This is a genomic window from Persicirhabdus sediminis, from assembly GCF_016595495.1.
Taxonomy (GTDB): domain Bacteria; phylum Verrucomicrobiota; class Verrucomicrobiia; order Verrucomicrobiales; family Akkermansiaceae; genus Persicirhabdus; species Persicirhabdus sediminis.
Map to the genome: position 1 here is coordinate 68,307 of NZ_JAENIM010000037.1, position 26,326 is coordinate 94,632.

Consider the following 26,326-nt stretch of genomic DNA (forward strand, 5'->3'; position numbering starts at 1 on the left):
TTACTTAAAGTCATCCGCTGTATAAAGCTGCTCTCCACGGCTTTCTGTTTTCTCTCGCCACTCGCTAACGAAACCAGAACTAATCGCACTGCTTTGATTCCCCCAGGCATTGCGGATGTAGGTCATCACATCAGCTAAATCTTGGTCTGAAATCGTCGGGTTCGCAGCTAACCCTGGCATGCTTAATGCAGGCGCATACTTTTCACCACTAACAACAATAGGCCCCTGTAAACCTCTCAGCAGTACTTTCACTAATCGTTCTTTGCTCCCCGTCACCCAATCAGATGCAGCCAGCGGCGGCCCTAAGTTAGGCAAGCCCGCGCCATCCATCCCATGGCAGCCTAGACAGGCAGCCTTACCCTGATAGATTTCTTTACCTCTCTCGAATGACGCTAACGCTTTAGCTCTCAGATTAACGGCAGCTGGCTTATTCGAAGATTGCGACTGCTTAATTGCCTCGGCAACATATTCATCAAATCTATCATTATTAGTTAGCTGATGCTTCACGGTAAATTCAAGATATTCATTCAAGCGCCCGCCTATACCACTAAGGGCAGCAGCATTAAGCGCATCGTTACCTTCGCCGTCAACTAGCACCTTAGCTAACTCCAACCATGACTCGCTTGAGCCAATACGCGCTAGAGACCTAGCTCGGTAGAGTTTATAGCTATCATTTGCCTCTATCAGCATGGCACTAACTTCAGCCAACTCACTGGCATCACACTTCGGAGCCAACTCAAAGCCCGTCATCCTAACCCGCTCATCACTGTCATTCAGAGCAGATTTAATAGCCGCTGAATTGACCGCATTCAAACCGTCCAAAGTCCACAACGCATGAATCTTAGCCTCTGAGCTGCGTCCTTGATCTACCAGCTTATTCAACAATGGCACTATCATTAGATCGCCACTTTCCACAAGTAGACGCTGCGCGATATCGCGCCAAACTCCATTCGGGTGAGCTAGATAATTAAATATTTTCAGATTACTCAGACCTTCTAACTTAGGAACTTCGCTAGCTGGATTTTCAGCCCAGCGCAGGCGATAAATCCGTCCCGTATTGTCGTTATCCTGATCTAACTTCCGGCTAGCATATTGTTTACGTAGATAGCTGGTCATATACACCTTGTGCTGCAGCAAACCAAAATACATATCGACAACCCAAAGTGTGCCGTCGGGCCCGGTATAAACATTGACCGGTCTGAACCGCTCGTCCGTGGAAGCCAAAATTTCCCTGCCGTCAAACGCATCATTAGCTAGAACCTTATTGTAAGCTGGAAAATTCACCTTGAATGCTTTCACCACATTGGCGGCTGGCTCACCAGACACTGCTAGCTGGCTATATTCAGCTGGAAAATTCTCACCTCGATAATAGGCCACGCCACTCGCTGCTGTTGGAGAATGCATTTTGCCTTCGTCATCTAGCAACTTACCCTGATAAGCTCGGTTAATCCCTGGATTCATGCGAATCGGGTAGAGATTCTTACCTCCAATTCTCGCGCCATCAGCCAACTTTGCAGGCTGGTAGTTAGAGTTCCCTTTGAAGAACTGCGGAATATAAAAATCCGCCGCCATCAGCGTACTATTGCTGTTGTAATAGAGCCGCCCGTCGTTATCTTTTGAAATGCCAAATTGACCACGAAACTTCGTTGGCTCTTTTTTCCAACTGCCGTCTATTCGACGATAGCGATTTCCTGACTTTGCACTATAAAACCAGTTATCGTGACCGTAAATCAGGCCATTTGCCTTGTGCTCAGGATTGCCTCCTTTAGCGTAATCTTCATCGATCAAGACCGCTGACCCCACAGGCTCCAGCCCATTCCGCTCGATGAAATAGAGCGAGTCACCAGAGGTGTACAGTACACCTCCATAAGCTAGCGCCACAGCCCGAGGCAATACCAGATCATCTAAAAAAACAGTCTGTTTATCGTAATTACCATCACCAGTAGAATCTTCTAAAATCGAGATCCTGCCATTGGCGCGATCTTCTCCATTGCCGTCCAGATCAGGCATGTAGGAGCGCATTTCTACCACCCAAACACGACCATTGGCATCGATAGCCATCGCAATGGGTTTATCTAGCAGAGGATTGGATATGACTGGTTCAACAACAAATCCGTCAGCCACTTGAAAGCTCTTCATCGCTTCAGCTAGGTCCAAATGAGGAGCTGGCGGAATTTTATCTGCTGAAATGGGATCCAGCTGCTCAGCTGGGTTCTGTCTATCGCCTTGCTGGCCGATAGCTAAAAGTGATGAGCTCAATAATACAAGGGAGACCCGCTTGATAGTCACCGTGAGAGTAGTAGCTAGCATGAGAATATAGGGTGGGATGCTAGATAAATAAGCTACTTAGCTGCGAGCTCCTTAATGCGCAGGTTACGCCAGCTAACATCACAGGATTTGCCACCGTGCACCTGCAGCCCAAAGAAGCCATCCGCTGTTTTCAGCTTGTCATTTTCTTCTGTATATTCAGCGCGCAGTTCACCATTCAGCCAGATTTTCACCTGTTTTCCTTCACAGCGAATAACGATATCATTCCAGTCGTCAGTCTTAAATAGGCGAGTTCCCTGTTCTGTGAATTCTTTAGACTGCTCAGCATCTTTTTTGTCGGGCACCAGCCAACCGCGGCGTGCTTCGTCATAGATGCCAGCAGTCCAGTTACGCTCTTTATTATCGTGCTCGCACTGGTAGCCCGTCACTCTATCTTTTTTCTCAGGATTCTTAAACCCAGCTCGGAACATCACACCTGAATTACCAGACAGGTCATTAAACTTCATCTGAAAGCGAAACTCAAAGTCGCTATAGTTCTTTTGTGTGATGAGAAAAGTATTTCCCTTCACTTCTTTTCCAAATCCACGAATCGTGCCGTCGACCACCTCAAACTCGCCTGTCCCGCCAGTTGTTTCCCAGCCAGCTAGAGTTTTGCCATCAAATAATGACGTAAATTCAGGTTCCAGTTCAAAGGCTCCAGCTAGTGCTGAACAACCTATAAGAAACGACAGTGTGAGAGATTTAATATTAATTGGGATCATAGGGTATATACTTACGTTCAATACCACATACCCATTTCATATTAATCATTCAAGCCCATAACGAAATCCAGCAACAAGGTCTGTAAAGTACAATAAAACCGGTCTCTAATATAGGCATTTCGCGACACATCATCTTCCATCACCAAATCGCCTTTGCTGTGTAATTGATACTCTCGCTCAAGCCGTAGCCGCGCCTGATTCAGCGCACTATACCACGCGTCACCAGATGATTTCTCAATATGCAAACTACCTAACTCCTTCGCTGCTTTCACCGCTTTCCCAACAATTGCCAAGTGACCGTAGAACATTTCCCACAGCTCAGGGCTCATCAACTCGTCCCAGTCATCACTCGCTTCCATCAACTCGGCAAGCTCAGCTGACAATACTTCCGGCTGCCCAGCGTCCGTTAGAATCATCTCCAGCACTTCGATATCATGATCGGCCTCCAGCTCAACTTTGAGCCCACCCTCTAATGTAGGAACTACCTTCATTTTACTTTTTCCATGGTAGCTCGCAGCTGCTTTGCGTGCAACTGAGAGACATAAAGTTCAGCCTTCTCAAAATTGCCCGACCATACAATCGAGCGCCCTTGCTCATGCACTTCCATCATCATTCGCTCCGCTTTTTCAGCTGGGTAACCAAAGACTTTTTGAAGAACTAAAGTCACGTACCCCATCAAATTCACAGGGTCATTCAAGACCACAACATTCCAGGGAAGATCAACCTTCTCTTGAACTTTTGTCTGGTTTTCAATCTTGGGAGCTACCGCAGCTTTCATCATTTGATGCAGAACGTGCCACAGAACCTGCCAGCTGTCACGTTTTGTGTGTGGCTTTAGTCATACCACCGCGCTTGTTATATTTACGCACCGCCAGTTCTAAGATCTTCAAATGCACGCCCCAGATGTTGGAGAACATCTGTGGCTAACACAGACTCCTCGGAACAACCTCCAATGCTCACCGCTAGCTCTGCAGCGCGACCACATGCCCATGATCCAAGGCGTGCCGCTTCAAACTGGCTGAGACCTCTAGCAAGACATGCACCAATCACGCCACTCAGTACATCCCCTTGTCCTCCTGAAGCCATGCCAGCATGTCCAGTAGCATTCACGCAAATAGGGAAATGTCGCCTAGTGATGATCGTCTTGCTCCCCTTGTACAACAAGGTGCTAGGATAGAGGGCGCAAAACAGTTTGGCAATTTGCTCACGCGTATAGCCAGTCGTTTCCGGCAGCAGCCTTTTCATTTCGCCAGGATGTGGAGTCAGCACCACGTTAGCTGTTAGCAACTCCTGCTCACCTGCTGCAGCGATGCGATTCAAAGCATCTGCATCCAACACCATTGGTTTTGTTAAATTTTTCAGAAATTCACAAAATTGCCCCTGCTCAGATTGATTGCCCACGCCAATACCTGGCCCGACAACATAGGAATCTGTTGGATAGGGGTAAACTTCTTCATAGCTAGTACATGGCACCACCATCACTTCTGCTGGTAGCATGCCTACAATTTGGTTGTAGATACTAGCTGAAACAAATAAGCGCACAATGCCAGCTCCCGCGCGCAGGGCTCCAGTCGCCGCTAACACAGCCGCACCTAACATCCCTCTAGAGCCTGCAACTATGGAAACCGTTCCCGCATTTCCTTTATGATATTCATGATCGCGCCGCAGCACATTGGGAACTAAGCTTTGTGCTGAATTCAAACAGACATCAGGACTAGCAATACCACTCAAATCTAACTCAGGTAATTCAACTAATGCAATTCTGCCAACATGGTTACAGGCTGAACTCTGCAACAAGCCAACTTTGGCAGCCCCAACAGTCACTGTATAATCAGCTATAACAGCTCCGTGATAAACTGAGCCCGTATTGCCGTCGATACCAGAAGGCAAGTCCATCGCCACAGTATAGGCTCCTCTTGTTAGCCTCAGCTGGTTCATTTTCTTTGATAGTTCCAGCAATGGACCACGCAGTGGACCAGATGCCCCAACTCCCAATAAACCGTCTAATAAAACAAGTGGGCCAGGCAGCGCACCAGAAGCTCGTTCTTCTAGCTGCTCAAGTGTACGCACACCATCACCACCTAACATTTTGCGCATTTGCACTGATAGCTTCTTTAGTCGCTTCTCTTGCCCCGCGCATTCAACCGCCACCTTCCAGCCCCACTGACGTAGATAGCGCAGAGCAACCAGAGCATCGCCACCATTATGGCCAGTTCCAATAAATCCAACCACCTTTCCTGGGCGGGGGAAAAAGCTAGCTACTACTTTTGCAATCTCGCGGCCAGCATGCTCCATCAACGACTCCTCGCTAACGCCACTTTTGATAAGTAGCGCCTCTGCAGACCTCATTTGCTCACACGTCACAGCTAGCATGCGATTAGTTTATCGTGAGTCATTTCGCAATAGCAAGCACTGGCTTGCCCGTATCAAAATTCACTGTTGAGCAAAATTTATTAAAATCAGTCGTAAACTCTTCAGCCCACAATCAAATACGCACATTAGCTAACTCATTGAAAAATGAGCCTTGGTGAAAAAAATTCACTCTCACCCAAACTTGGGTAATCAAAATACGATAAACTAAAACTTTAGCCCAATTATTCTGAAGCTAAAAACTCTAGCACATTGACCAGCAAATCATCATGCAACGCCGGCTCTGCCGACTGGTATGAGCTCAACTGCATCAACATTGGACCTTTGGCACTTTTAAGCACATGGTTCATTCCTTCTATCTCTACTAACTTCCCGCGCTTAGCTGATTCAGCTAACAAGCGAGCATCTACCATAGTCACCTGTAGATCCTCGCTCCCTTGGATCACTAGCACAGGAATGTCTAATTTAGCCAGCTCCTCAGCTGGTTCAACAGCTAACAAAGAAATCATATACGGCTGTACATCAGAACGAAAAACTGACGCTAACACAGGTGGGTACTTTTCCACTAACTGACCCTTTTCTAGCTGAACGATCACAGCATCCGCATCTTGATACATTGGAGCTGGAAGCTTACCTTTTAGCTGTTCGCGCAGCACTTCCCCAGCTGGACGTCCGATTCCAGCTAGAAGTATGATTGAATCCACTCCTCCTTTTTGTGCAGCCAAAGTAGCCACCATCGCCCCTTCGCTATGGCCAGCGATGACCACTTTTTTATATCCCTGATCATGCAAGTACTTCACCCAAGCTGAGGCATCATCAACGTAGTTAGAAAATCGCAGATCCTTCTCAACTACCATCTTGGGGCTACTCGCTCCCACCCCTCGTTTATCGACTCGCAGGCTAGCTACTTTATGCTCAGCTAGCCCATTCGCTAGATATTTCAGACATGAATTCTTCAGCCCAGCTGCGATATTATTACCATCGCGATCAGTGGCCCCTGAGCCAGCAATAATTAAAACCGCTAGATCCTTTGAATCTCCTGCAGACTGCAAGGTTCCTGCCAGCTGAATATCACCGTTTGCTAGAGTGACTTGTTTTTGCTCAGCCATTACTGGGTAAGCAAATAATAGGCATAGAAGGTATAGGTACTTCATAGGCCTAACTAATCACAACCACCTAATCTAGCAAAGCAATAATAATCATTACCATACACCTTGCTCTACCAGCTGGCGTTCAGCTTGCTCAGCCCAGCCACGATTGGCTGCTGGCGAAGCTGGTGAAGGATGTAGTATTTTCCCAATTTGGCACTGTCTATCAGGCAAATGAAATTCAACCGCTTCCTGCAGCTTTTTCTCGGCATACGCGCCGACACCAATCAAAAACTCCGGCTCCATCAGCTCAATCATCTTCGCTAGATGAAGTCGGCAAAGCTCCTCCACGGGTGCCATCTCTGCCTTTTTGATTTTATCGGGTGTGATGTTGCGTCCAGTCTCTGCCATCCAGACTAGTGGGCAATAGTTAGTGACAAAGTGATCGGCAAAGAAATCTTCAGCTGATGGGTACTTCTCTGCAAACAGGCCCCAGAGTCGACGTCCACTCACCTCTGACTTTTCACACGCAAAACCGACCACAGGCCTTTTGGGGTTTTCTAACTTTGGCTTTTTCACATCCGCCGAAATCTTCATCCAATCGCGAACAGCTGGTATTTCACCAAATGGAATCCCTGTCTGCGCCATGCCCCACGGACCTGGATTCATTCCTAACATTAGAACTCTTTTTGTCGAATTACCATAGCGCTCAAGATACATCTGGTGAGGCTTCCACGCATACTCTAGCGGATTATAAACATGAGTCACATCACCTGTAAACTTTAACGGACGCAGCCCATTCACCATTAACTTCGCCGCCTTTTCTAGCTGGTTTGCAATTTTTGACATGCCCTTAGATAGACTGTTTGCCGCGAAATGACAACTGATGCCCGTACGAATAAGTAAAGAAACAAAAAAATCACCGCCCCAGTTTGGTGACGGTGATTGCTTAATACTAGTGCTCAATTTTTCAGCTAGATTACTAAAATCTTACTCCGTGATAGCAAACTTCTGGCGCGCCATAATCTCGTGGCTCTGACGACGCTCGGTTTGATGAACTGCCCATGGCAGCACAGCCTCACCGACATCAACTGCTGGAGTTTCCACATAACGATCAACAACTAACCAAGCCTCTAACTCAGACTCCTTGTGCGTGATTGCCTCACGTGTAGCCAAAGACATTTTCACCCGCACGGTCTTTCCTCTGAATGGACTTAAATCATAGCTAGCCATCGCCCAGCCATTGCCAGGCTGTAGACGACTAGCCTGAATTTTTTGGCCGTCTACCTGAACCACAAAAGCAGGGAAAATTGAACGCTTCTTCTCACGCTTACGGTGATCAATGTAGCTCTCACTCTCGTTATGGTAGTTGCTCAGCAACAGATCGTAACGACCAAAATCTTCATCAGGAATCGTCAGTTTGTAGCTAGCTGGATGACCATCAATAGCTTGCGGAACAGGCACAAGATCAGCACTAACAACACTTTCTACAAGTGGTAACCCAGCATCAATATGAAAGGCTAACACACTATCACCTGGCACATCCACAGTGAAACTTTTACCTGTTTCTAGAGCCCAAGGCATGTCTTCCAAGTATGGATACACAGCGCGAGCACGCATTGGCTGGCCAAACTCACCGCGGTAATACACGCTGCGATCTATCGGCACCTCAATCGTCTGAGCCTTGCGACTTGGGTTACGCAGGCAAAGAAATCCTTCTTCTCCATTCCACGATGTATAACCGTACACTTCACCTTTGCTAGAGTCACCTCCAACAAATACGGTTTTCTCCATGCGATCTTCATTCTTTTGAGCCCAAGCTGTACTTGTCCCTAGAGCTTTCCACATTTCTTCAGTCATCATCGATGGGGAGACATAAAGTTCCTTTAGCAGCGTCCCGCGACCGTAGTACATCACCATGTAGTTCATGAAGTCGCGAATCGGATCCTTCTCTGGCTCAAAATAACGTACCCCAGAATGCAATACACCGTGGGTCATGAAGTCCCCGATAGTAATCAGAGGACGTACACAACGCTCAGGGTTATTGAAGCTCTGATAGAAATGATTATCGCGATAAGTCGTAGCATGCTCAGATTTACATAGCTGTGGCCAAGCGCCGCTAGATCCGCTGTCACCAGAGTTCATCCAAATATATTCAAAGAATAAAAAGTAAAATGGTGAAAAAAAGCTTCCGTTAGTGAAGTTAACCAGTAGCTCTGGTGCTAACTCTCTCTCCCAAGCTATCAAATCAAGAGTGGTATCAAAGCAAGCCTCACGAGCATGACGCTCCTCTAAATAGTCGCTAACCAGCATGTGATTGAAGTCATGTTTGATGTAACGCGCATCCGTTGAGGTCAACATTGGCCCCGTTGCCTTTCGATAGTCAGACTGGTATTTAGCATCCAATATATTAAACCATGGCTTACCTCCCCAACGACCAGCAGTATGCTTCCAGTCAGCATTCATAGCCTGCCGATAGCCGGCTTTTGCACCCTCTTCCATTTTATAGGTCGTACCATCAATACCAATCCAAATACCAAAATCTATACCTAACTCACGCAGCGCTTTGCTCACGCCAACTAGATCATGCTTATTCGTATCAATTTGATTAATCGTCTCAAAGTTAGACTTAACCTGCCAACCATTATCAGGGACCATGGCATCAAGTTTCGCCCCATAACGAGCAAGATTTTCAGCTAAAGGCTTAGCAACTTCGTTGACGTAGTTCTCGATAGCGACCGTTTTGGCCTCTCTAGTATACCAGTTATTATGATGAGTATAACTACGTGTCGGCAAACGCTTAGCCTCGATGTAATCCATCAAGCCTAACTCCGCACTATCTTCGGGACTCTCGGGCACACCTAACACGGCCTGTTTGCCACGAATCCCCCATTGACCATGCCCAAGATCTTTTGCGTACCCAGGGAAATGAAAAACAGAAATCAAGCCGTCACGGGGAGCTAGCTCTCTAGCCCCGTTCTCAATGTTAGCTCGAAAATTAAAGATGTAATGAAAATCGGGTTCCACAAAGTCTGAACTATGACGGCTGTGGAATGCCGGATAATTTGCTCCAAAAAACCAACTCCCAGCAAACACAGGCTGAGCCATGCCGCCGCGTTCAGCTTTATCGGCACAAGAAAATCGTAAGACTTCCAAACGGTCTACCACCTCGCCTTCGTTCAGGAATAAGGTAACATCCTTGAATAAATACGGACCCTCATCAATTTTGTAATCAACGACAACCTTACTCGGTGCTCCTTTTTCGCTAGAGGTCAACTCATAAGTTAGCTTAGCGGCACCTCCGCCTACCTTCGTATTTTTTAACTGATAGTTGTCAGCGGTGAAACGTCTATCGTCTAATAACAATACCTCAAAGACGTCATCATTGATCTTCAACTCGTCAGTTTGATCCAAACGAGACAATCTCTCTATCTTGCCATTTTTGAAGTCAACTTCGATGAAGTTATTTTTCAATGAAAATGCGTCTTGCCCACTAGCAATTGCTGATAGAGAGCAGAACAGTCCAAAACTAACTGCCCCCCTGTTGATCTGATTTATAAATTTCATGCTAATTAAAAGTCGAAGCTCATCACGGATGTCACCTCATGTTTCATTTATTGGATCATGACTTTACCATCTGAAAACAACATCCACCAGAGAGGATGCTCACCCAACAACTCGAAATTAATCGAATCCGTTAATAATTAACCAGTTATCTTAACTGCACACAAAAAATAAAAAAAGCGATAATGACATAACCCATTGATGAGATACAAAAACCACCTAAGTTGTTACCTTTTTTCTCTGGGTGATGGCACAGATATTGCGAATACTCAGCTACATGCATAACCGATTTCTTATCTTTAGTGATCTCGATGGTACTTTACTACATCACGACACCTACGACTGGTCACCCGCCGCCCCCATGATCTCGGAGATAAAAAAGCAAGGACACATCCTCGTACTTAACTCTAGCAAAACACTGGCTGAAATGATCCAGCTTGCTGACGACATGCAGCTCACCTATCCGTTAGTGATAGAAAATGGAGCCGCTATTGCCATTCCTACAAGCTTCAGCACCTCTCCTCCAGCTGGACTTCGCTGCAGCGATACGGTAGGAGAATACCGTCTCTATCCAATGGGAACACCACGAAAAGAGTTGCTCCCTATCCTCGCGGAAATGCGCTCTGAGGGTTACCAATTTGAAGGCTTTGCCGATTGGTCAGACCAACAAATAGCTGAGGCTACCGGCCTCCCGCTTGATCGAGCTAGACTAGCAGGCCAGCGATTTGGCACCGAACCATTGTTATGGCGAGGCGACGAAGCCAGCTTCCAGTCATTCAAAGCTGAACTTGAAAGCCGCAACCTACGAGTACTCAAAGGTGGCCGCTTTAGCCATATCTCAGGTAAATTTGACAAAGCTGACGGCCTTGCAGCCCTGCTTAATCATGCAAAACAAGACGACTCATCTAGCAACTGGAAAACCATCGCTCTGGGAGATAGCCAAAACGACCAAGCCATGCTCAATGCTGCTGACATTGCGGTCGTTTTACCAAACCACTCAGGTGATACCATCCAGGTCGACAATGACTGCCTCTACACCCCATCCAAGCCTAGTTCAGAAGGCTGGAATGACGCCTTGGCACAGATCTTGCTGACATAGTTTTTATGAATGCCGTGTCAGCACAATGATCCTAGCCAGATCTTGTAAATTCGGTGTAAATCCAGCATCAATGACCTCCATTCTACTCGGACCTTAAATCACCCTCAAATCCAACTAGCCAACACAAATACAAACCATGTCAGACTTTTACCAAAACGGTGGCATCTGCACCATCCACAACCTAACTAACCGACCAATCGAGCAAATCGAAACGGAACTCAAAAGATACTCCGAGCTCTCACCTATCGGCTTAGTTCTCCCATCACTCTTTTCGGAGTTAGAGGGTCCAGCGCTAGAAGGCATTGTTGACGAACTCTGCAAAGTTGACTACCTCAAACAAATTGTCATTGGTATTGATAGGTCTGACCGCGAGCAATTCAAACACGCTCTAAAATACTTCTCTCGCCTGCCCCAAGATCACCAACTCTTGTGGAACGATGGACCAAGACTACAAGCCATCGACAAACTTCTACAAAAACATAATCTAGCTCCTACAGAGTTAGGAAAAGGCCGCAACGTCTGGTACTGCTTTGGTTATATCCACGCTAGTAAGAAAGTAAAAGCTGTAGCTCTACACGACTGCGACATCACTACTTACAAACGAGACATGTTAGCCAAGCTCGTCTACCCAGTAGTGCACCCAGGCTGCTCATTCCAGTTTAGCAAAGGTTACTATGCTCGCGTTGCTAACAATAAAATTAACGGCCGCGTCACCAGACTCTTAGTCACACCACTTCTACGCTCACTTAAAAAGGTCCTCGGCCACGGCGACTTCCTTGAATACCTCGACAGCTTCCGCTACCCACTGGCTGGCGAGTTTGCCATGCGTTCAAGCGTAGTGCGCGACATTCGCATTCCTAACGACTGGGGATTAGAAATGGGAGTTCTCTCTGAGATGAAGCGCTCCTATTCAGAAAACCAAATCTGTCAGGTCGAAATTGCCGACACCTACGACCACAAACATCAAGATCTATCACCAGCCGATGCAGCCAAAGGGCTCAACAAAATGAGCGGTGACATCGCCAAAAGCCTCTACAGGAAATTAGCTATCGAAGGGCAGATTTTCTCTACAGAAACCTTCAGGACGATTAAAGCGACCTACTACCGAACTGCGCTGGATGCCATCGAGCAATATGCAAGCTCAGCCTATCTAAACGGCATCGAGTACGACCGCCACCAAGAGCAGAGCGCGGTAGAAGCCTTTGCTCAAAGTATCCTCACCGCTGGTAACGACTTCCTAGATATACCAATGGCAACGCCTTTCATGCCTAGCTGGACTCGCGTTTCAGCCGCCATCCCAGAGATTAAGGAAATGCTAACGGAAGCAGTGGAGGAAGACCGCAAAGAACTGCTAGAATAATCACCCTAAAACACAAACAACAGCCCTGTATCTCCCACTATGGGGCTAATCACACAATCAGCATGAAAACTAACATCCCAGACGCAATCGTAGACAGTCTGACTCCTCGCCTGAAGTTCATCTACCCCGAAGCAGATAGCCAAGCTCTTGCCAAACAGCTGATAGGTATTATGGGAGTTCCCGAAGCTCCAGACCAACAGGCGGAAAAGCTTAACTATTGGGATCAAAATGACGTCTGGATGATTACCTACGGAGACAGCATTGTTTCTGATTCTGAAAAGCCTCTGGCGACATTGAATCGTTTTCTAGCTGACTACACCTCTGATGTTCTCAACGGTGTTCACATTCTACCATTTTTTCCCTTCACCTCGGATGATGGCTTTGCCGTGCAAGACTATTACGCCGTCAACCCTGAGTTAGGTGGCTGGACGGAAGTTCAATCTATCGCCAAGAGTTTCCGTCTCATGAGCGACTTGGTGATCAACCATTGCTCCAGTGAATCAGAATGGTTCCTTCAATTCAAAGCGGGTGAAGAACCGGGTTGCAACTACTTCTACACCGCACCTTGGGATACCGACACCTCAGCTGTAGTTCGCCCTCGCAGCAGCCCACTGCTGACACCTGTAGTCACAGAAAACGGGCTGCAACATGTTTGGTGCACATTCAGCGCTGACCAGGTTGACTTTGACTTCTCCAATCCCGATGTTCTAGCTGAGTTTGTTAACATTATTTCCAAACAAATGGACTATGGTGTACGCATATTCAGGTTAGATGCTGTTGGTTTCTTGTGGAAAGAACTTGGAACTAACTGCATGCACCTACCTCAGACTCACGAAATCATTAAGCTGCTGCGCCAACTGATGCACCTCCGTGACCCTGAGGCCATCATCATCACGGAAACCAATGTTCCTAACAACGAGAATCTCTCCTACCTTGGCAATGGCAACGAAGCTCATGCTATTTACAATTTCTCTCTACCTCCATTGCTAGTCCATGCGCTACTAACGGGTAAAAACACCTACCTCAAAAGCTGGATGATGAGCATGCCTCCAGCTCAGTTTGGAACCTTCTATTTTAACTTCATCGCCTCACACGACGGTATTGGATTGCGTCCAACAGAAGGTCTACTCAGCCAAGAAGAGATCGACCTAATGCTGGATACGGTAAAACAATTTGGCGGTGATGTATCCATGCGCCAAATCAATGTTAGGGAAGGCGACAGTGTCATGACCATCGACAAACCTTATGAGATGAACATCTCACTATTCGATGCTCTACAAGGAACAATCAGCGAGGGAGTCGACGAATTTCAAACGGCTCGCTTCATTGCTGCCCACGCCATTATGCTATCTCTGGAAGGAGTAGCCGCGATTTACATTCACAGCCTGCTCGGCACAGAAAATGATTACGCCAAGGTGGAAGCTACAGGGGCGAAACGATCTATCAACCGCCACCAGTGGCAAGATGAGGAACTGCGAACACTGCTAGCCGATGAATCCAGCCATCATCACCAGATCTATCAAGCCATCGTCAAGCTGATCCAAATCCGCAAAAAACATGCGGCCTTCCACCCTAACGCGACTCAGTATACACTACACTTAGGTGAAGGACTCTTTGCCTTCTGGAGACAAAGCATCAAACGCAATCAATCGATATTCTCCATTACAAACATTACAAAAACTGAGCAAGAACTCGAACTAACTGAGCTGAATTTAATTCCACTCAACCAATGGTTTGACCTTATTACGGGAGATGAAATCACAGATATTTCAGCGACTCTAACTCTAGCACCATACCAAACTATCTGGTTAAGCAACCAACCTTAAAGAAAGTCTCTGCAAAATCATTCTACATCATAATGTTTGCGAAGCTTACCCCCTTCTACTTCAGAAACCATGGGCAAATAACCTTTGCCCATGGAACAATCGCGCGGCTGACTAAATTCTAATTAGCACTGATCATTCAGCCAAAACGGAACAGCTCAATTGGTTGGCTCCGCCCGTGAAGACGATACCAGCATTAAATACTTTAGCCCCCACAGTCTCTCCATTATCAAAAAGTTCACTCTGACGAAGGAACTCATTCATACGCGCCATATTCTCATCGAGGTTAACAATCATGCCAAAGAATGAAGCCACTGACATATTTTCATAAAGGTCAGGGTCTTCATTTTCATTTGATGATGTTGCTCTAGATATTTGTACTCCCTATCACTGTCCCCCTAGCTGGATTTTATCAAATTCGTACCCGTTATCACCGAGGCTCAAGATCCCGCCCAAAGAGCTCTGGATGTATATAAGTGTGTGAAATAAAACTCCGCGATTAGTCCAAGTCATAGTGTTTTTGAACTTTATAACCTTTAAGCTCAAAACTCATCGGCAGGTCAGGACGAATATTGATCTCATCTAACTCATCAGGCAAGGTAATCTCTAATTGCATCTTATCATTGAGGTGATGCTCGACGGGACCATGCCCCAACAAAGTGACCTGCGGCTTCCCGTCTGGTTCTTGGCACCATAGTGATGTTACCTTAAAGGTTTTCTCCTCAGGTCGAGACATCGCGATCACATAATAAGAGCTTTCGTCAGCAGCTTGCGTGAAACGCAAATCCTCACCGGTATAATACGAGCGCCCTTTGTTATCGAGATTTGGCCCTTCGCCGTATACCAGCCAAGGCTTGCTCTCGCTGATTGCAGCGCGGTTATTTTCCATCCAGTTATCGTAGACCTGGCCAAGAGTTTTACGCGCTCTAGCTGACAAGTAGTCTTTACCCGCAGGCACCGCCCCATTCACACTGGCATCAGTAACAACACGCCAGAGTATGCTTTGCATTGTGCTAGGCTTTGGCCCTATCACCTTCGAAGCTCCGCTAACACCTTCAAGCAAACTTGTTTCAAAGCCACTTAATTCAAAGGCAATAGGCAGGTCACGCCGGAAGCTTTGCTCATCTAACCCTGACGGCACGGTGATGGTAAGCTGTCCCAGATCATTAACTGAATGAGTGACTTCACCATGTCCCAACAAGCTAACAACACCATCCCCCTTGCAACCAATAGACTTCACCATGACCTCGCCGGCCTCCCAAGTGTATGCAAATACATATATTGTTTTGCCGTCCTTGGAGCGTGTAAAGCGCAACTCCTCCTTGGTGTAATCATGATCTTTGCGAGAATCTATCTTCTTGGCTCCATTACTCTCCATAAATGGTCCCTCGCCAGCTACAACCCACGGACGAGTCGCATAGATGGCTTTGCCGTTCTGCTTGAGCCAAACACCAATGGCTTTGAGAATTTTCACTTGGACCTCTGGAATCCCACCGTTAGCGTCAGGAATGGTGGCCAAGTTTAGAAAGCCATTTTTACAAACGATATCAACTAGTGTTGGAATGATTAGAGTCTCGTCTTGATAGCCATTGCCCTCCAAATCAAGTCGACGTGGATACCAGGTAGTCATTCCTAGAGAATTACCTGTGCCAAAAAAGTGGCTCTGCATATGTCCAGGGATTCCCCTTTCGTGTCCATGCGCTCCTGTTGGAATCAGGTCACCGTGTTTATGAAAAAATACGCTTTCCTCTAACTTCCCCGCTTTATCGACGGTATTATAATATTTGGCTATAATCTTACGTCTATCTTCATCAGGTAGCACAGCCTTAAAAAATACATCAAACCACAGAGCATCAGGTTCGTACTTTTCTATCATCTCAGACATCTGATTATAATAGTATTTAGAAAAGGTGCTGCTAGGTTCAGCCGTTGGTGAATGGTCTTCAAGGTAGAGCTCTGGGTATTTCGCGGTATCTACACCGTTTTGCCAGGCAGCGGGCACATATTTCCAAACACGTCCACCGTTAGCATAGATGAAAATTTTCATTCCCCGGCTGCGGTACTCTTTGGCTAACTCACCAACAATGTCGACCTTCGGCCCGTAGTTTACAGGATTCCAAGGGTTGACTTCACTATCCCACAGGACAAAACCATCTTCATGGTCAGCCATAATAGATCCATACTTTGCACCTGACTCAACAAACAGATCAACCCACGCTTTAGGATCAAAGTTATTCGGTTGCCACTTTTTGATCACACCGTGCCAGCCCAACTCACAGGGATCAGCGCCAAAGCGCTTAGTATTATAATCGTACAATGCATTTTCTTTATTGTACATGCCGCCAATTGGGTTGCCTGTACGCATAGGTACCCCTTCATAATAATAACTAGCAGGGCCCCAACAAAACCATATGCCAAACTTAGCATCCTGTAGCCAGTCAGGTACATGGTCACGACCTTTTAGGGATTCCCAATCAGCGGTGAATCTCTCCTCAGCAGAGGCGCTTTGCCCCATCAACGCGCCGCTGATTATGCTGAGACCGAGAACACAGCTGCGAACAAACTTCGACGGCGCTCGAAGAGCTACAAATCCTAACGATTCAACTGAATTTCTTTTCATGCTCATATCTATCACATTTTCTGTATAACTATGATTCATAGATGAATCCATTGAGGATGCATACTTCTTTCGTATAAATTTTCACCCTATCAGATCAAGCAATCTGATTGAAGAAGACGGCTGGCTGCTTAATCGAGCTGCCTACTGGCTAGTATACCATCAACCTAACGGTCTCAGCAGGGCTCTGAGAAATTTTTCACTCGATGCTTAGCATTGTAAGTCGCTTGTATTTCTGACTTCTCCATGTCAATAAACCACTATGCCTGCGCCGTTTCCCGAGCATCCAACTCCCATCACTGATACCAGCGTGCTCCTTGCTGAATGCCAGCGAAGGCTTCACTCTCTCGGCGAGCCTCAGCTAGCAAATAAAGTCCATATTTTCTGGAACAAAAGGATGCGCAGTACTGCGGGGCGCGCTTTTCCCCATAACCACACCGTAGAGCTCAATCCCAGATTAATCAACATCTCTAACGATGAAATCTGGCGCACAACTCTACATGAGCTAGCGCATCTGCTAGCCCATCACAGAGCAGGAAGAAAACGCATCCAGCCACATGGCAACGAATGGCAACTTGCCTGCTCACAGCTAGGCATTCCCGGCGAGAAAGCCACGCATTCCTTACCTCTTCCTCGCCGCCAGCAACGCAAAAACTGGGCCTACAAATGCCCAGCCTGTGATGCCGTCATTGAGCGAACCAGGCGCATGAAAAATCTAGCAGCCTGCTATAGCTGCTGTAAAAAACACAATGGGGGTGTCTTCACTCAGAGGTTCATACTCGTAGAATACGCCATCAAATACCAATAGCCCAGCTAACTACGTTAGATGTTGCCTGATTATTGAACTCTCTGCAGCATAGTCACTGGCAAAATTCTATCCCCAACTAGTTCACCAGTGGTTCACAACAGAAGCTAGTTAGCCAAGAAATGCATTCATTTCTGAAGAATCAAGCATTGGCAGCGTAGCCATTTTGGTCAATCCTAGCTGCAGCGCCAACTATGGACCCACTACAGCTGACAATACTGACCTATTTTTTCATCATTACACTAGCTGTATTGATAATAGGACTGCTCACCTATGGCATCATTCGGGTGAACTTTCCTAATACTCTACCTACTCAGTCTGGGCGAGTTAACATAGATAAACTCAATTTTGCTGACCTCATCGGCATGGGTATGTTCATCGCCTTATTTGTAGCGGCTCTGTATTCGGCCTATCAAACAGATCCAACAAAGGCAAAACCGGACATCACTATCAGCCACCTTCTCTCTGGGGTGATCGTGCAATTTTTCATGGTAGCGCTCTGCATCGGCATGGTTTTCATGCGCGTCAACCCTGCTAAATTTCTGGGTTTAAAGTGGTCTAGCTGGAAACGTGATATTTGGGTCATTCCCGCGGGAATAATCATTTGTTACGTGCTAATTATCGCTATCAATCAAGTCACTGGCTATCACCTGTGGATTTCTAAATTACTTGGCGAAGAAAATATGCAGCAAGACGTTGTGAAAATGCTGCGCGAATCAGAAGATCCAAAGCTGCTAATAGCCATGGCCATTGGAGCTACAGTTATCGCCCCTATCTGCGAAGAAATTGTCTTTCGTGGATACATCTACGCATCAATAAAGCGTTTCTCCGACCGCTACTTTGCCGCCATCCTCAGCTCCTTGATTTTTGCCTTTGTTCACCTCCATGTTGCTCCACTCTTGCCGCTTACCGTATTAGCCATCATTCTATGTATTGCTTACGAACGTAGCGGATCCATCTGGGCTCCCATTGGCATCCATGCCATATTCAACTCTATCACTGTTGGAGCGATCCTGTTCACCGAGCACATCCCCAGCTAATTTATCAGATCCCATATTCCTCACTTCATCCATATTTCTAACTCAAACATGAAAGCCCAAGTCACCGCCGCTCTGGCTATAGCAATCACATTCATTGCCTGCTGTAGCAAAGAAGAGCCAACCAAAGAAGACCAAGCGCCAGCCGCAGCAACAACTGCCAGCGCCACCGTCACTCCCGGCATGCACCAGCTCGCTACGCAGCCAGGTGTGGAAAGCATCTCAAAGAAATGCATGGAGTGCCACGAAGACGTCTATCACCACTGGCAAGAATCTCATCACGGTCAGGCCAACAGACTTATTTCATGGGACAATGAAGATGATCGCCTAGCATTCGATAATGAGAGTTTTGAAAGCCCTAACCACAGCTGGAAATTCTACCGCGAAGGCGACGATGCCATCGTTGAATTCAATGGCAAAAAACACATCGCTCGCATGGCGATCGGTATCACGCCGCTCATCCAGTACCTAACCGAAGATGTAGACGGTCGCTGGGCTACTGTTAGCGCCGCGTGGGATCCTGAGAAAAAAGAATGGTTTGATACCTTCGACATGGACGACCGCACGGAGTCAGACTGGGGGCATTGGACTAACCGAGGCATGAACTGGAACGTGCAATGTGCCTATTGCCACATGACAGAATTCCACAAAAACTACGATCCTGAAACCGATGCCTACAGCTCCACTTGGACAGAAATGGCAATCTCTTGTGTTCAGTGTCACGGCGACATTGCCGAAAAACCATCTGACAACGGCTGCCTCATTGACCTCAAAGAACACGCATCCGTACCTCGTGAAACTGTGATTGAATCATGCGCCACCTGCCACAGCCGACGTGGGGAATTTGACGATGACTTCAAGTTTGGCGACAAATACGCCGATCACTACATGCTCACGCTACCTACTGAGCCACACCTCTACTACGCCGACGGCCAAATTCTCAACGAAGACTACGTCTGGGGATCACTTCGCCAGAGCAAAATGGGCCACAAAGGTATCGACTGCCTAAACTGTCACGACCCTCACAGCACCAAACTCAAGCTGCCGATCGAAGGCAATATGATCTGTCTTCAGTGCCACGCTACAGGTGTCGATGGCGCACAAATCATCAACCCAACGGAGCACTCATTCCACCCAGAAGACAGCACTGGTAACAGCTGCGTAGAATGTCATATGAGACAGACTACCTACATGGGCCGCGACCCACGTCGCGATCACGGATTCCATATTCCAGATCCTCTGCTAACTAAAGAACTCGGCATTCCTAACTCATGCAACGAATGTCACGACAAACTCGGCAACGAGGGTGAAGACGTAGACTGGGCTATCAAATGGGTAGACGAATGGTACGGCGACAAAATGAAGCGCCCAGAACGCAACCGTACACGCGCCATCCAGAGAGCGTTCAACGGTGAATACGCCATCGACGACCTGCTAGCCGTTTACCCTGAGCAAGTGAATCCATTCTGGCAGGCCACACTACTGCGTACCATGCTACCGTGGGCGCACGACCCACGCCTTCAGGAACTAGCTCAAGGAGCCAGCCGCCACGAAGATCCATTAGTCCGAGTGACCGCAGTTCCTATCATCGCCCAGATGCCTAACGCTAACGCATGGCTTGAGCCAATGCTTAGCGATGAGATACGTGAAGTCCGCCTAGCTGCAGCCTTCGAGATGCGCGAAGACCTATCACAAGCGTCATCTATCCGTAAGGAGCTTGAAGCATCACTGAACCACACATCAGATCAGCCAGCTGGAGCCATGCGCCGTGGCCAGATGGCAGTATCTCGTGGCAAACGTGAAGAAGCCGCTCGCTGGATGAAAAAAGCCACCGAATGGGATTCATCATCACCAGCACCTTACGAAGCCTACGCAGTTGTACTTGGCCAGTTGAACAAACCTGAAGAGGCTCTCGAGCAACTCAAGGTAGCCACTGACCTAGACACGACTTCACCACGCTATCCATACCTCATGGCTCTAACCTTAGCCGAGCTAGGTAAACTTGATGAAGCCGAAGCTAACTTCCGTGAGTCAGTCAGACGCGAACCTCGCTTCGACCGCGCATGGTACAACTTAGGTTTATTACTAGCTCAGCAAGAGAAACTAGGTGAAGCCGTAGTGGCTCTGAAAAATGCTGAAATGGCAAACAATACTGAGCCTAACTATCCATACGCCAGAGCCACAGTTCACGCGCGCATGAATGACCTCGATGCCGCTCGCGAAGCATGTATCGACGCCCTAACTATCGACCGCAGCCACCAACCATCACTACAGTTCCTCAGTCGCCTCGGACCAGGTAAACAACAAGGTGGACAATAACGACTAACTAAACCATCCCCTATGATCATCGACACCATTGCCACCCTTCGCAGCTGCTATGGCGAAAAATTTGGAGTCCCTCGCCAGTCAGGGCTTGTCGATGAAGCATGGGGGAAACTTATCTTTGAGCCACACTACCGCAATCCAGATGCGGTGCGTGGCCTCGAAGGATTCTCTCACGTCTGGCTCATCTACAGCTTCCACCACACATTCAACAAAGATGGCTCGAAGCGTGAGTTCCAGCCAACCGTCAGGCCTCCACGCTTAGGCGGCAATGAGAAACTCGGCGTCTTTGCTACCCGCTCACCATTTAGGCCAAACCCAATTGGCCTCTCTGTCGTTAGACTAGACCGGATAGAGCTCAACTCACCCAAGGGACCCGTGCTCCACCTACGAGGAGTCGACCTCGTTAACGGCACGCCAATTCTCGATATCAAACCCTATCTGCCCTACGCCGATGCGCTGCCCGAAGCTAGTGCAGGCTTTGCGCCAGATGCTCCCAACCAGCTAGAAATCAAATGGGAATGCCCAATTCCCAAAGACTTCAGCAGTGAAACAATCCAGCTGATAGAAAATACTCTCGCGCTAGATCCTAGACCGCCTTACCAGGTGAACTCAGCAAATCAACGCGAATATGGATGCCTCATCAACGGACGCAATGTGCGCTGGATGGTTCAAGACAATGAAATTTGGATCCTAAGCATCTAACTTTACCATTTTCATCACTGCGATGAATTTCACATAGACATGACTCCGCCAAACTAACAACCGTTTGGCAATCATCATCCCACTATGGAAAAAGCATTAATTCCCCCGCAACGCAGCTGAGCTTAGTTTCTCTATCATGAGTCACTAGCTATCAGCCTCTTACCCCTGCGCGATCAAGCACTCGTATATGAAAATAGTGTGCATTTATCGAAAAAGTAATTCAACACTAGCAGTATCAATATATTGAACTAACCCAATATTTGATGCGTCACAAAAAAAAGAAATCTCTTATCTTTATCGCCGCCACCGCTATTGGCGTGGCAGCCATGGCTAACTACGTTTTGCCATTCTTCAATCCAGCTAGCGAAATCAACTGCCTAACTGTCGATTTAGACCTAAACTCAGGTAAATTAAAAACGACTCGCAAAGTCTGCTGGATTGCTGTGAGCACCAGCTACACAGAGACCGCCATTAGTGAACTGATCCAACAAGCTGAACCCGCTGACTGGCAACGCATACAAACACTTACGCCTGGCCGCCCAGAGTCAATATCTCATCCATACTCAGGTGCAAAATGCCAAGCTCGAAGTCTCGCAACCCTGTGGAAAAAACACAACTTTTGTGAGCAGTCAAAAACCATCTCAGCCAAAGCACTTGTCGACTACTGGCAAGCCAGCCCTGATAGCTCTATGGCGGGATCATTTCTAGACAAACTCTACGCCACACCAGCACACGCGATCAATCCCAAGACCATCGCCAGTCTCGTGGTGATAGAATAACACTCTAGCGCAGAAGCCGCACCTTCAGCGAGCTTGCGAGCGCACCTTCTACCTGCAGCGCAGCGAACTTTAGGGCGAAGCCCGTACTTTCAGCGAGCTGGCGAGCGCACCTTATACTTGCAGCGCAGCGAACCTTCCACCTGTAGCGCAGCGTACCTTAGGGCGCAGCCCGTACTTTCAGGCCGCACGCCGTACCTCCACTGCTCACTGCTCACTTTTTCCCACTGATCACTCCCGCGAAGCGGGACAAAAAAAGCCCTTACTAAGCTTTCACTTAGTAAGGGCATATAAACCTGGCAACGACCTACTCTCACATGGCCTATCGCCACACTACCATCGGCGCAACAATGTTTCACTTCCGGGTTCGGAATGGGACCGGGTGGTTCCACCGTGCTATGGTCACCAGAAATCGAGTGACTAGTTTCAAGTTTTCAGTTTCAAGTGGTCTTGATGCTGAGCTTGGGGTCAGTCGATTTCTATTGGCCTTAGCTGGCTGGAGTATCTGTTACGATTGCTTTTTGGTTTTGGTTAAGAGCACTGATCACTGTGCACTGCACACTGATCACTTGGTTTGCTCTCTGATATCTATAGAGAATATTTTTAAATCTAGCTACTCGATCTACTCGCTGACTTACAGCTTGGTATTGAGATGTTCTCACTTGCGTGACTTATTGGAAATATGATTTCGAATTAGGAATCAAGTCGAACGGGTGATTAGTACTGGTGAGCTACATACATTACTGCACTTATACCCCCAGCCTATCAACGTGGTGGTCTTCCACGACCCTTCGGGGAAAATTAATCTCGGGAACTGCTTGGCGCTTAGATGCTTTCAGCGCTTATCAGGACCGCACTTAGCTACCCAGCCATGCTCTTGACAGAACAACTGGAGCACCAGAGGTGCGTCAAACTCGGTCCTCTCGTACTAGAGTTTGAACCCCACAATTTTCCTACGATCACAGAGGATAGAGGACCGAACTGTCTCGCGACGTTCTGAACCCAGCTCGCGTGCCGCTTTAACCGGCGAACAGCCGGACCCTTGGGACCTGCTCCAGCCCCAGGATGCGACGAGCCGACATCGAGGTGCCAAACCGCGCCGTCGATATGAACTCTTGGGCGCGATCAGCCTGTTATCCCTAAGGTACCTTTTATCCGTTGAGCGACGGCAATTCCACTTTCTACCGCCGGATCACTAAGGCCTACTTTCGTATCTGCTCGACTTGTAGGTCTCACAGTTAGTCTGGCTTATGCCTTTACACTCAACACACGGTTGCCGACCGTGCTGAGCCAAACTTCGCGCTCCTCCGTTACTCTTTAGGAGGATACCGCCCCAGTAAAACTGACCGGCTGCCATGGTCCCTCGGCCGGATGACGGCTCGAGGTTAGATTTTCCAATGCTAAAGGGTGGTATCTCACTGGCGACTCAGCCATCCCCTAAAGGATGGATTCAACGTCTCCCACTTATGCTGAGCATTAAAATCGAAAAAACAGTAACAGCTTACAGTTAAGGTCTATAGGGTCTTTCCGTCCTTCTGCGATTAGCCGGCATCTTCACCGGCACTACAATTTCACTGAGCTCCTGGTCGAGACAGCGCCCAACTCGTTGCACGATTCGTGCAGGTCGGAACTTACCCGACAAGGAATTTCGCTACCTTAGGACCGTTATAGTTACGGCCGACATTCACCAGGACTTGGGCTCGGAGCTTTGCCTCGAGGGCTAACACCTTACCGTAATCTTTTGGCATTGGTCACGTGTCACATCCTATACTTCGGCTTGCGCCTTCGCAGAATGCTGTGTTTTTGCTAAACAGTCGGTTGGGCCAGTTCACTGCGGCCCCCACTAGAGGGGCACTCCTTATCCCGAAGTTACGGAGCTATTTTGCCGAGTTCCTTGACCAGGTTTCACTCTTGCGCCTTGGTATACTCTACCCACCCACCTGTGTCGGTTTACGGTACGGGCTGCTTTTAGTCGTGTTGGCTTTTCTTGGCACTCCTTCAAGTAATGCGGTTCAACCGTAGTATCCCCTCAGAATTCAATTACTTAGTTACTATTCAGAATGCGTCCCCAATCACTTTGCAGGTGCTGAAATATTAATCAGCTTTCCATCCCCTACGCCTATCGGCCTCGGGTTAGGTCCCGACTAACCCCGGGACGAAAAACGTTGCCCGGGAAACCTTGGGTTTACGGCGGCCGGGGATTTCACCCGGCTTATCGTTACTAATGTCTACATACTCTCTTGTAAGCGCTCCACAGTCAGTCGCCTTCACGCTTCACTGCACTTACAATGCTCCTCTACCACGCCATCATCCCGCAGGATAATGACATCCAGAGCTTCGGTATTATGCTTATCGCCAATCATTTTCGGCGCAGAATCTCTCGATGAGTAAGCTATTACGCATTTTTTAAATGGTGGCTGCTTCTAAGCCAACATCCTCACTGTCTATGAAATTCCACCTCCTTTCCACTGAGCATAATTTTGGCACCTTAGCTGCTGATCTGGGCTGTTTCCCTTTCGACAATGAAGCTTATCCCCCACTGTCTCACTGCTGCGCTCCATTGAATGGTATTCGGAGTTTGATAGGGGTTGGTAGGCGGGTATGCCCCCTAGCCCTGTCAGTGCTCTACCCCCACTCATCAGCACGCAACGCTGCACCTAAATGCATTTCGAGGAGAACCAGCTATCACGGGGCTTGAATAGCCTTTCACTCCGACCCACAGCTCATCCGAGAATTTTTCAACATTCACCGGTTCGGTCCTTCACGTAATTTCACTTACGCTTCAACCTGGCCATGGGTAGGTCGCCTCCGCTTCGGGTCTAGCGCATGCAACTTTTGGTCGCCCTATTCGGACTTGCTTTCGCTACGCCTGCGTCCCAGAAGGACTTAAGCTTGCCACATACACTAACTCGTAGACTCATTAAGCAAAAGGCACGCAATCACAGCACGAAGCTGCTCTTACACCTTGTAGGCACATGGTTTCAGGTTCTATTTCACTCCCCTCACAGGGGTTCTTTTCACCTTTCCCTCACGGTACTTGTTCACTATCGGTCGCTAGTTAGTATTTAGCCTTACGCCGTGGTCGGCGCAGATTCACACAGAGTTTCACGTGTTCTGTGCTACTCAGGAACTCCCTAGGGCCTTATTGGATTTCGCTTACGGGGATGTCACCCTCTGTGTCGTAGCTTTCCAGCTACTTCAGCTATCCTCTAAGGTCCCACGTCGGGGTCCTACAACCCCGGAGACAATGCCTCCGGTTTGGGCTCTACCGCTTTCGCTCGCCACTACTTACGGTATCGAATTCTCTTTCTTTTCCTCCGGTTACTGAGATGTTTCACTTCACCGGGTATTGCGTTTCCTTGCCTATATATTCAGCAAGGTACAATGCCATATTAATAGCATTAGGTTACCCCATTCGGAAATCACCGGGTCAGAGCTTATTTGCAGCTCACCGATGCTTATCGCAGCTTATCACGTCCTTCATCGCCTTCTAGCACCAAGGCATCCACTATGTGCCCTTTATAACTTGATTCCTTAATTGAAATCTAGCGATCATGGCTTGCTTAAACCATGATCAAAATTTGCCTTCCATTTGGTTCTTAATCTAATGGATTTGTTCGAGTATATTTCCAAGTCGTTGCAAGAATGAGTTTACTCAATGAGCAATCTCGTTTAATTGCTTGATTTAAAAATATGAATTTCTCTATAGATATCAAAGAGCGAACACTCTC

The 26,326-nt window shown here is 47.7% G+C and carries 18 protein-coding genes and 2 rRNA genes; 8 read left to right on the top strand and 12 right to left on the bottom strand.

Annotated elements, in window-relative coordinates:
* The 8 genes from JIN82_RS07390 to JIN82_RS07425 form a co-directional block, all read right to left on the bottom strand.
* Positions 1-2,310 (bottom strand): DUF7133 domain-containing protein, encoded by a 2,310-nt coding sequence (locus JIN82_RS07390; protein ID WP_200310996.1) that lies wholly within the window; start codon positions 2,308-2,310, stop codon positions 1-3.
* A gap of 32 nt (positions 2,311-2,342) precedes the next feature.
* Complete coding sequence (locus tag JIN82_RS07395; RefSeq protein WP_200310997.1) at positions 2,343-3,029, bottom strand: 3-keto-disaccharide hydrolase; 687 nt, start codon at positions 3,027-3,029, stop codon at positions 2,343-2,345.
* A gap of 41 nt (positions 3,030-3,070) precedes the next feature.
* Positions 3,071-3,520, bottom strand: coding sequence for a DUF2017 family protein (locus JIN82_RS07400; protein WP_200310998.1), 450 nt, complete (start codon positions 3,518-3,520; stop codon positions 3,071-3,073).
* Positions 3,517-3,810 carry an ATP-dependent Clp protease adapter ClpS gene (gene clpS / locus JIN82_RS07405; protein ID WP_200310999.1) on the bottom strand — a complete coding sequence of 98 codons (294 nt, stop codon included), beginning with the start codon at positions 3,808-3,810 and terminating at the stop codon, positions 3,517-3,519. The genes JIN82_RS07400 and clpS overlap by 4 nt, the downstream gene beginning before the upstream one ends.
* Positions 3,811-3,890: 80 nt before the next feature.
* Entirely contained in the window at positions 3,891-5,402 is a 1,512-nt protein-coding gene (locus JIN82_RS07410) for an NAD(P)H-hydrate dehydratase (protein WP_267906516.1), read from the bottom strand.
* Positions 5,403-5,623: 221 nt separating this feature from the next.
* Positions 5,624-6,553, bottom strand: coding sequence for an alpha/beta hydrolase (locus tag JIN82_RS07415; RefSeq protein WP_200311001.1), 930 nt, complete (start codon positions 6,551-6,553; stop codon positions 5,624-5,626).
* Between the two features lie 48 nt (positions 6,554-6,601).
* A complete protein-coding gene (locus JIN82_RS07420; RefSeq protein WP_200311002.1) occupies positions 6,602-7,336 on the bottom strand; it encodes a uracil-DNA glycosylase family protein in 735 nt (244 codons plus the stop codon).
* A 141-nt stretch (positions 7,337-7,477) separates the two neighbouring features.
* Positions 7,478-10,054 (bottom strand): alpha-amylase family protein, encoded by a 2,577-nt coding sequence (locus JIN82_RS07425; protein ID WP_200311003.1) that lies wholly within the window; start codon positions 10,052-10,054, stop codon positions 7,478-7,480.
* A 244-nt stretch (positions 10,055-10,298) separates the two neighbouring features.
* Here JIN82_RS07425 and JIN82_RS07430 point away from each other — a divergent pair, with 244 nt between their 5' ends.
* The 3 genes from JIN82_RS07430 to JIN82_RS07440 all read left to right on the top strand — a co-directional run bounded on the left by JIN82_RS07430 (position 10,299) and on the right by JIN82_RS07440 (position 14,336).
* A complete protein-coding gene (locus JIN82_RS07430) occupies positions 10,299-11,150 on the top strand; it encodes an HAD-IIB family hydrolase (RefSeq protein ID WP_234041856.1) in 852 nt (283 codons plus the stop codon).
* A 136-nt stretch (positions 11,151-11,286) separates the two neighbouring features.
* Positions 11,287-12,510 carry a glycosyltransferase family protein gene (locus tag JIN82_RS07435; protein WP_200311005.1) on the top strand — a complete coding sequence of 408 codons (1,224 nt, stop codon included), beginning with the start codon at positions 11,287-11,289 and terminating at the stop codon, positions 12,508-12,510.
* A 62-nt stretch (positions 12,511-12,572) separates the two neighbouring features.
* Positions 12,573-14,336, top strand: coding sequence for a sugar phosphorylase (locus tag JIN82_RS07440; protein ID WP_200311006.1), 1,764 nt, complete (start codon positions 12,573-12,575; stop codon positions 14,334-14,336).
* Between the two features lie 132 nt (positions 14,337-14,468).
* Here the strand turns inward: JIN82_RS07440 and JIN82_RS07445 are convergent, their stop codons facing one another.
* Positions 14,469-14,654, bottom strand: a complete 186-nt coding sequence (locus tag JIN82_RS07445) for a hypothetical protein (protein WP_200311007.1) — start codon at positions 14,652-14,654, stop codon at positions 14,469-14,471.
* A 178-nt stretch (positions 14,655-14,832) separates the two neighbouring features.
* Positions 14,833-16,953, bottom strand: a complete 2,121-nt coding sequence (locus JIN82_RS07450) for an alpha-L-fucosidase (protein ID WP_200311008.1) — start codon at positions 16,951-16,953, stop codon at positions 14,833-14,835.
* A gap of 259 nt (positions 16,954-17,212) precedes the next feature.
* Between JIN82_RS07450 and JIN82_RS07455 the strand changes: the two genes are divergently transcribed.
* From JIN82_RS07455 to JIN82_RS07475, 5 genes are all read left to right on the top strand, one after another.
* Entirely contained in the window at positions 17,213-17,758 is a 546-nt protein-coding gene (locus JIN82_RS07455; protein WP_200311009.1) for a SprT family zinc-dependent metalloprotease, read from the top strand.
* A 191-nt stretch (positions 17,759-17,949) separates the two neighbouring features.
* Entirely contained in the window at positions 17,950-18,795 is an 846-nt protein-coding gene (locus JIN82_RS07460; protein WP_200311010.1) for a CPBP family intramembrane glutamic endopeptidase, read from the top strand.
* Positions 18,796-18,843: 48 nt separating this feature from the next.
* The gene (locus tag JIN82_RS07465) at positions 18,844-21,111 is read left to right on the top strand and encodes a tetratricopeptide repeat protein (protein ID WP_200311011.1); all 2,268 of its coding nucleotides are present in this window, start codon (positions 18,844-18,846) and stop codon (positions 21,109-21,111) included.
* Between the two features lie 21 nt (positions 21,112-21,132).
* On the top strand, positions 21,133-21,819 hold the full coding sequence (tsaA, locus tag JIN82_RS07470; RefSeq protein ID WP_234041858.1) for a tRNA (N6-threonylcarbamoyladenosine(37)-N6)-methyltransferase TrmO: 687 nt from the start codon (positions 21,133-21,135) through the stop codon (positions 21,817-21,819).
* A gap of 263 nt (positions 21,820-22,082) precedes the next feature.
* Positions 22,083-22,598, top strand: coding sequence for a hypothetical protein (locus JIN82_RS07475; RefSeq protein WP_200311012.1), 516 nt, complete (start codon positions 22,083-22,085; stop codon positions 22,596-22,598).
* A gap of 291 nt (positions 22,599-22,889) precedes the next feature.
* Here the strand turns inward: JIN82_RS07475 and rrf are convergent.
* Both rrf and JIN82_RS07485 read right to left on the bottom strand, forming a co-directional pair.
* Positions 22,890-23,005: ribosomal RNA gene (gene rrf / locus JIN82_RS07480) — 5S ribosomal RNA — on the bottom strand.
* Between the two features lie 286 nt (positions 23,006-23,291).
* Positions 23,292-26,127: ribosomal RNA gene (locus JIN82_RS07485) — 23S ribosomal RNA — on the bottom strand.
* Positions 26,128-26,326: the final 199 nt, after the last annotated feature.